This window comes from Clostridium hominis, assembly GCF_014287825.1.
In the GTDB taxonomy this organism is placed as follows: Bacteria; Bacillota; Clostridia; order Clostridiales; family Clostridiaceae; genus Clostridium; species Clostridium hominis.
The window spans coordinates 22,251-30,123 of sequence record NZ_JACOOO010000006.1 but is presented as its reverse complement, the minus strand read 5'-3'; the positions used below and the strand labels follow the sequence as shown (position 1 = coordinate 30,123).

Annotated in this window: 8 protein-coding genes; 1 reads left to right on the top strand and 7 read right to left on the bottom strand. The window is 27.8% G+C overall.

What is annotated here, in order from left to right; all coding sequences use genetic code 11:
- Nucleotides 1-39: 39 nt before the first annotated feature.
- The 7 genes from H8S20_RS05420 to H8S20_RS05390 all read right to left on the bottom strand — a co-directional run bounded on the left by H8S20_RS05420 (nucleotide 40) and on the right by H8S20_RS05390 (nucleotide 6,995).
- Nucleotides 40-390 carry a hypothetical protein gene (locus H8S20_RS05420; RefSeq protein WP_186859482.1) on the bottom strand — a complete coding sequence of 117 codons (351 nt, stop codon included), beginning with the start codon at nucleotides 388-390 and terminating at the stop codon, nucleotides 40-42.
- Between the two features lie 156 nt (nucleotides 391-546).
- Nucleotides 547-1,611, bottom strand: coding sequence for an SIS domain-containing protein (locus tag H8S20_RS05415; RefSeq protein WP_186859481.1), 1,065 nt, complete (start codon nucleotides 1,609-1,611; stop codon nucleotides 547-549).
- A gap of 61 nt (nucleotides 1,612-1,672) precedes the next feature.
- A complete protein-coding gene (locus H8S20_RS05410; RefSeq protein WP_032118204.1) occupies nucleotides 1,673-2,494 on the bottom strand; it encodes a PTS system mannose/fructose/sorbose family transporter subunit IID in 822 nt (273 codons plus the stop codon).
- Nucleotides 2,487-3,275, bottom strand: a complete 789-nt coding sequence (locus H8S20_RS05405) for a PTS mannose/fructose/sorbose/N-acetylgalactosamine transporter subunit IIC (RefSeq protein WP_032118203.1) — start codon at nucleotides 3,273-3,275, stop codon at nucleotides 2,487-2,489. Before H8S20_RS05405 ends, H8S20_RS05410 begins: the two co-directional genes overlap by 8 nt.
- 21 nt (nucleotides 3,276-3,296) lie before the next feature.
- Entirely contained in the window at nucleotides 3,297-3,770 is a 474-nt protein-coding gene (locus tag H8S20_RS05400) for a PTS sugar transporter subunit IIB (RefSeq protein ID WP_032118202.1), read from the bottom strand.
- Nucleotides 3,764-4,198 carry a PTS sugar transporter subunit IIA gene (locus H8S20_RS05395; RefSeq protein ID WP_186859480.1) on the bottom strand — a complete coding sequence of 145 codons (435 nt, stop codon included), beginning with the start codon at nucleotides 4,196-4,198 and terminating at the stop codon, nucleotides 3,764-3,766. Before H8S20_RS05395 ends, H8S20_RS05400 begins: the two co-directional genes overlap by 7 nt.
- A gap of 100 nt (nucleotides 4,199-4,298) precedes the next feature.
- Nucleotides 4,299-6,995, bottom strand: coding sequence for a sigma 54-interacting transcriptional regulator (locus H8S20_RS05390; RefSeq protein ID WP_186859479.1), 2,697 nt, complete (start codon nucleotides 6,993-6,995; stop codon nucleotides 4,299-4,301).
- A gap of 436 nt (nucleotides 6,996-7,431) precedes the next feature.
- Between H8S20_RS05390 and H8S20_RS05385 the strand changes: the two genes are divergently transcribed.
- A complete protein-coding gene (locus H8S20_RS05385; RefSeq protein ID WP_186859478.1) occupies nucleotides 7,432-7,833 on the top strand; it encodes a cytochrome b5 domain-containing protein in 402 nt (133 codons plus the stop codon).
- Nucleotides 7,834-7,873 lie beyond the last annotated feature (40 nt).

Here is a 7,873-nt window from a genome sequence, read left to right as displayed (position 1 = left end):
ATAAATATCCCCTAATTGCCTTATTACTTCTTGTACATCTTATCTATTTTCATTTCTTATATAATATAGTGCCAATGAATATAAAAAATCTTCCTTTATATTTACATCTACTATTTTTTTCTTTCCACCTCTAAACTTTTCTTCATCTATGATTAATTCATCTTCAAAAATAACTATTTCACATTCTTCATAAAGTATATTTCTGTTTTCTTTTAATCGATTTGCTTCTTTTAAAATAAAGTAATCCTTATTATTAATAGTGTAATAACCCTCAGTATCCTTGCTATTTTTAATTAAATAAAAATTGCATATCTTTTTTTCATACTCAGATATTTTGATATTATCTCTGCCTAAATATTCTACACCTAAATACTCTTGATTTTTAAACATGCTTTCTCCTAGATAGATTACTATATAATAATATATTTGCAGAAATTAAAACTTATGAACTCTAGTTCTAATTAAAACTATATTTGCAAACAAAAATCTAGCTAAATAATATTTAGCTAGATAAATGCGGTTATATTTATTAATTTATTTTCTTTCTTATAATGTTTTGTTTATATATTTTGTAAGTTGCGGATATATAGGAGTTGTAAGATCTCTCCCTATATCACATGATATTAAATAACATAGCACTTGGAACGGTGTTATATATTCAAGAGCTTTGAAACTCTCCCCTACTACTTCTATTTCTAAATCTTTATGATCTAAAACTTTATCTCCAACTATAAAGCATGTAGCTGCTTCCTTCTTACAGAATTCAGCAATAGATAGTGCTTTATCACAATCTTTATTTTTATCCACTAGGATAAAAATTGTCATTTCCTTCTTAAAAGCGTTCTGTGGCCCATGTATTGATTCTTCTAATTCACAGCTTTTAGTTAAACAAGTAACAGTTTCCATCAATTTGATATCTGCTTCTTGTGCAACAGGCCATAGTTCGTCAGCACCTGTAAGCATAAATAGCTTATTGTTTATAAGCACATCTTTATTTTGCTCATACCATGATAATGTTTTATTAACAAGATTACTATGATTATTAGGAATCGCCCTTAACATATCTATATGCTTATTATATACTTCCTCATCTATCTTACCATATAACTTAGCTATTTCTAACCCAATTAAATAGTTATTCACTACAGATGAAGAGTATCCTATTGTACGCCATAAATACTCTTCTTTTCCGCACATCATATCTATTTTTATGTCCCCAGCTTTAGCTATAATAGACTCTATACTACCTGTTATAGTAGCTACTAAATAACCTTTTTCTCTTAACATATTAACAGAATCAAAAGATACTTTAGTAGAACCACCTTGTGAGATAATTATATAAAGAGCATTTTTGTTTAATATCTTATTATAATTTATAAAAAAATTTGGATACATAAGAGTAACTCTTATTCCTGCAATATCTTCTATAAAATTCTTAGCTACAAATGCTGAATTATATGAAGTACCGGAAGCTATAAAAACTAATTCATCTATCTTTTCTTCTCTTTTTGAAAGTACATCAATAAGTTCTTTATAATTGTTATCCCTTGTATCTAATATATTATTAATTATTGAAGGAATTCTATTAATACAATCTAACATTGTTCCCATATCATATTCTCCTTTTCAAGTAAACTTTATGCCTCCAAAAATTAGAGGCATAAAATATATTTTATAGTATTCCTACTACTCTTCCTAGAACTCCAAGTACTAGTAATGCAACTAATATTGCATTTACACTCTTACCTTTTTTAATAAAGTTAAATGTGCAGAATGTTAATACTAAAGGTAAAAGGTTAGGGAAAATCTGATTTAATATATCTTGTATAATTAATTCAGATCCACCTAGATTAAGAATTAACGGAGATGTTATCTTAACCATAGAACATGTCATAGCTCCAACTACCATTAATCCAACTATATTAGCTGCTTTAGTAACAAACGCCATAGCTCCACTTTCATAAGCCTTTTGTAAGAATCCATTACCTAACCCAAATCCATACATAGTTCCTAAATATCTAACTATATAATGAGGAATGTTAAATATTAATAAGAATAATAAAGGACCTAATATATTCCCTTGTTCAGCTAGTGATATACCTATACCTGCAGCTATAATTCTTAAAGTTCCCCAGAATAATGAATCTCCTATACCTGCTAATGGCCCCATTAAACTTACTTTTACTGAATTGATTGAAGTTGTATCAAAATCCTCGTTATTTGCTTTTTCCTTTTCCATAGCTGTAGATAATCCCATAATAAAGCTACAAATATGTGGTGTAGTATTAAAAAGTTCAAAGTGTCTTTTATACGCTTCTTTTCTATCTTCCTCATCTTTATAGTAAGCTTTTATAGCTGGAATCATAGCGTATAGATACCCTAATGATTGCATTCTTTCATAATTGTATGAACATCCTATAAACATAGAACGTTTAAAAACTTTTCTTAATACCTTTTTATCTTCAGCTGAAATATTCTTAACTGCATTAGTCATTGAAAAGATCCTCCTCATCATCATTACAAGTTGTTGCTGCCTTCATATTTAACAATCTAAAGTTACCTTCTTGATAGAAAATTCCTGCTAAAATAACACCAGCAATAGCTACTGCTAATATAGGTAAATTGAAATATGAAACTAATATAAATCCTAAGAAGTAATACATGGCCATTTGTTTAGACCACATAAGCTTAAGTAATAATGCAAAACCAACTGCTGGTAATAATCCACCTGCAACATTTAAACCATCAATTATTACTTGTGGTATCATATCTATAAATGACTTCATTACATCATGTCCTAATGCGATAGCTAATGTTGTAACTGCAGCTAATATTAATCCTAATACTAAACTAGCACCTAAGTGTAATCTTTCAATTGCCTTTATATTTCCACTTTCTATATGTTTTTCAACTCTTCCATTTAAATTAGCTCTTGCTATAAAATTAGCAACTATTAAAAATTGTGCTAGGAAAGATATTGGAATTGCTAACGTAAATGCAAGTTCAGTTCCTTGTCCTAATAGAATTGCAAATGCTGTACCTAAAGCTGAACCTGTTAATGTATCTGGTGGAGTAGCTGCTCCTATTGTAACAACTCCCATAAACACTAATTCTAAAGTTGCTCCTATCATAATACCAGTTTTTAAATCACCTAAAACTAAACCAACTAATGCAGAAACTACAAGTGGTCTTCTTGTCATTGTATAACCTAAGTAAAATTCACCTAAGAAACAAAGTAAAACTACTAGTCCTACTAATAAAGCTTGTACTATCATTTTTATTTCCCCTTTATATTCTTATTTTAATAACTCTGATAAACTCTTCTTTGCATCTGTAGGAACCTGTCTTACTTCTACTTCAATTCCTAGTTCCTCAATTGATCTTAAATTGGTAATATCCTTATCATCAACAAAAACTGCTTTTGTTAACATTCTCTTTCCTTCTTGTTTCTTTATCCCACCAACATTAACTAGGTTTATACCTTTACCTTCTTTAGCAATTAATGCCGCATCTTCTGTGTTTTTAACAACTACAAATATTTTAACTTTTTCAGATTTTGGGTTGTTTAACAATTCTATTCCTTCTTTAACTGTTTTAATAGCTAACTTTACTCCATTTGGAGCTGCCATTTTTATAGCCATCTTAGTTATAGGATCTGTAGCTGCATTATCATTAGCAACTAATATAGCATCTACTCCTAAAGATTTAGTCCAAGCAAAAGCTACTTGCCCATGTAATAGTCTGTCATCAATTCTAGTTAAAATTACCATATTTCTTCTTCTCCTTCTGACTTAATGTTTTCATCTAATTTCTTTTTGTTTAAAAATACCATTCCTTCTTTACCAGTGTTAATAGCATTAATTGCCGCTTCTTCTACTGGTAAATAGCATCCTGATAAAACAAATTCTAAAACTAATCCTAAATTCATTCCTGATATAACAGTTACATTTTCATTAGAGCAAAGTTTAGTCATAGCAGTGTTAACACTTCCTCCTGCTATATCAGTGAAAATTACAAATTCCACTTCTTCTCCACTTTTTCTAATATCATCTCTAACTATATCAGCCAAATTATCTGGATGATTTCCTTTCTCTAAAGCTAATGCTTTGATATTTGCGACTTCACCTACAATTAAATTCATTGAAGATAATATTCCTGCAGCCAATTCTCCATGTGATGCTAGATAATATTTTCTCATTTTTTCACCTCCAAAAATAATCTTTAGTTACACCTTATATATAAGCAAGAAGCGTGCCAACTTATCTGTCGATAAGTGACACGCCTTATTTTTCAATATTTTATTCATTATTGTTTATGTAGTCATATATATATCCCATTTCTTCGACAGGTATTTCGACACTAAAGTATGTCTCTATAGGATTCGCTGATTCTCTTACTATATCTATAAACTCTTGATTATTCTTTTTAAAATCTTCAATATTGAAATAAGTAGTTATGTAACTTTTAGTAATCAATCTCTCAATTAAACAAGACATATGTATATATAGCCCAATTTTTATATTACTTTTTAGCTTTATATTCAATCTTCTCTCTAAATCACATACTACCTCTTCAACAACATCTAAGACTTTTTCAGGACTTAGAATTGTAAGATAATTAAGAATGTTTGATAATGAAAATGTCTTTATTATATTCTTTTTGAATTGTGCAAACTCTTCAACAGTTAAATAATTTTCAAGTATACTTTCTAATTCTTCTAACTTTTGATTTGTTATAATATTTTCTAAAGAAATAAAAGGTATATTATTAATATTAGGATTTATAGTTCCTATTATTAATTCTATTTCAAACTTATCCATCAAACCTTTTAATTTACTCTCATCTATTATTACTCCATAATCACAAGGGAATATGTTAACTTCTATATTCTTAGGCAAACTTTTATTTATTAGCTCAGCTATTTTTTTAGATGTACCTAAACCCGAAGGACATACTGCTATAATAGCTTTCTCTCTCTTTCTATTTTTTATATATTTATATGTAGAGTAATTACTTTCACAAGCTTCTTTTAATATATTTTCAGTTTCAACCCCTTGTACAAGTTTAAATCCAATATCTAATGCTAGTCTTGTTGTTATATTATTTACTATACCTATATCAATATTTATATCTCTCTGAATACCAGAGTAAATATCTTCTAGAGACCCCATATCAACCAATAATATTAGCTCATTTACATTCCCAATCCTATTAATATGTACTTTTACTTTTTCGATAATCTCTTCAGTACTAACCCCTAATGGCATATCTATAGCATCAAAAACATAATTACCTATAAGCTTATTTACAGCATCTGCTATACTACTAGCTGTAGAGTATCCATGACTTAATATTATTCCTGGAACTCTATTAATATCTATTTCTTTATTATATGATTTAATATTAATAGCCAACAAACTTAATTCCATATCTGATAAAGCTATATCCAAACTATTATCTATCAATTTATTTATTTCTAAAGCAATATGATACTCTCTACTATATTTTAACTTACATTCCTCATTGAACCTCTTAACTATATCCTTATTATATTTTTCCCATAAAACTATATTAGAATTACTCTCAATATAGTCATTTAAAAACTTTGCATAAGCTATAATATCATTATTATAAACTTCTAATTTATACTGTTTATTTACTATATCAAAAATATTTTGCAATATTTTTGTTATGAATTTTTCTAGTAATATATAATACTTGTCCACTACTTTCGTAAATTCGCTTCTATTTTCTAAGTATATGTTAAATTCTTTAATTATATCTTCATAAAAAGAAACTATCTTAGAATTGGTCTTTTTGATATTTTTAGGATTTATTTGCTCTATATCTATCATCTTTTTATCGAAGGTACTTTCAACATTAATATTATCCTTTAATGATTCGTTTATTAAATACTGAGGCATATTATAAATACTAACCCCTAGATATTTATCATCTTCATTATACTTTAAGAACGCATTAGCACATCCAGCTCTTATTAAATTCTTAATATGTCCGATATTCCCTGTAAACTTACCATTTAATAGCATCTTATATACTGCATTACTTATTCTAATTTCTATTCCTATCCTATTAGATTCGCTTTTAAATATGTGATAAATTAAAGCTTTTCTTTCTTCTATATGTCTTTCTTCTAATGATGGTATAGTTGAAATAATTGCAATTCTTCTTAATAGTGTTTTTAATAAAACTTCTTGTGGATTTTCAGTCGTAGCAAATACTAATCTTACTTTTGACTCATGCCAAGTTTCATTATCTCCTACCATATGATATATTCCTTTATCCATAAACAGAAATAGCTTCTCCTGACATTCAGGCTTAAGACAATGAATTTCATCTAAAAATAGTATTCCACCATCTGCAATTTTCAAAAGGCCTACATTATCTTTATCTGCACCTGTATACGCCCCCTTTTTAGAACCAAAAAGATTTGCTGTTAATAATTCAGGGTTATTTGTAAACTCAGCACAATTAACTATAACTAATTTTTTATCTTTATCTATAATTCCATTATTTATTGCATATTCATGCATAAGCTGAGCCATGAAACTTTTCCCCGTTCCAGTTGGTCCATAAAATAATATCGGTAGCCCATGAGGTGGGTATGTTATAGCAGCCTTACATTGCTCAACATTATAACTTAAACTACCATCAAATCCTATTAGTTTATTAAAATCCTTTGTTTCATCTTTTTTAGGCATTATTACTTCTAAAAATTCATTTAATGTCAATGTATCTTTACGCAAGGTTACATTATATTTTTTTTCAACTACACTCTTCTCAAAGAAATATACTGGTCTCCCAGTTATCTTAATAACCTTTCTTTCTAATACATACTCATTCAAATACTGACTAGCTAAATTTCTACTTATAAATAATTCTTCACTTATAGATGTAGCAGTAAATTCATTTAATTCTTCTATAGATATATCATTACTTCGTAACTTTAATAATTCTAATACTTTACCTTTCATTTTTTTCTCCCATCATTCGTTTATTCATCTTATCGTTTTCATTATTTTATCATAAAGCTAATATTTTTTTCTATATATTATTAAAATTCAACTAGATACAAATTTCACCATATAAATTTTTAAAAACAAGAGCCCAAAAATAAACTCTTATTTTTAATTTAAATATTACCATTCACGTCCTGGATCATCTACCGTTAAGTTTACAGCTCCTTTTGGATATAAAACACCATAATAATCTAGTTTGAGGTTATTTTCACTACTAGATCTATCATTCTATATTTCTAAATATCTGCAAATAAAACACTTCCCTATTTGATTATATATGCAGTATATATTTTTATTATCATCTCTAGAATAAATTTATCTTATTTAACAAATAATACTTTTATCATGGAATTATTTGTTCCAAAATATAAAATTTAAAGGAGTAATTAAAATGAAAAAAATTTTTCCAAAAACTATTAGTTTCCTATTAGTAGCTCTATTAATAGTAGGTATTTTTGTTGGTTGTAGTAATACTGGTACTAATAATACTACAAATGATAAAAATAAAACTGAAAACTCTACTAATAATTCAACTACAAATAAAAATGAATCAATCAATTCAGGAACTGAAAAAACTTTCACTCTTGATGAATTATCAAAGTATAATGGCACAAATGGTCAACCTGCATACATAGCTGTTGACGGAGTTGTTTATGATGTAACTAGTAATTTCCCAAATGGTGAACATCACGGCTGTAAAGCAGGAACAGATGCAACAGAATCAATAAAAAATGTTTCTCATGGTTCTGGAATATTAAGTAGCTCTCCAGTAGTTGGAAAGTTAAAACACTAAAGTATAAAAAACTCGGTAATTACCGAGTTTTTTATACTTT

What these genes read in the sequence shown, in the direction of transcription:
- H8S20_RS05420 (WP_186859482.1), bottom strand. Translation starts at nt 390, where the DNA reads ATGTTTAAAAATCAAGAGTATTTAGGTGTAGAATATTTAGGCAGAGAT.
- H8S20_RS05415 (WP_186859481.1), bottom strand. Translation starts at nt 1,611, where the DNA reads ATGGGAACAATGTTAGATTGTATTAATAGAATTCCTTCAATAATTAAT.
- H8S20_RS05410 (WP_032118204.1), bottom strand. Translation starts at nt 2,494, where the DNA reads ATGACTAATGCAGTTAAGAATATTTCAGCTGAAGATAAAAAGGTATTA.
- H8S20_RS05405 (WP_032118203.1), bottom strand. Translation starts at nt 3,275, where the DNA reads ATGATAGTACAAGCTTTATTAGTAGGACTAGTAGTTTTACTTTGTTTC.
- H8S20_RS05400 (WP_032118202.1), bottom strand. Translation starts at nt 3,770, where the DNA reads ATGGTAATTTTAACTAGAATTGATGACAGACTATTACATGGGCAAGTA.
- H8S20_RS05395 (WP_186859480.1), bottom strand. Translation starts at nt 4,198, where the DNA reads ATGAGAAAATATTATCTAGCATCACATGGAGAATTGGCTGCAGGAATA.
- H8S20_RS05390 (WP_186859479.1), bottom strand. Translation starts at nt 6,995, where the DNA reads ATGAAAGGTAAAGTATTAGAATTATTAAAGTTACGAAGTAATGATATA.
- H8S20_RS05385 (WP_186859478.1), top strand. Translation starts at nt 7,432, where the DNA reads ATGAAAAAAATTTTTCCAAAAACTATTAGTTTCCTATTAGTAGCTCTA.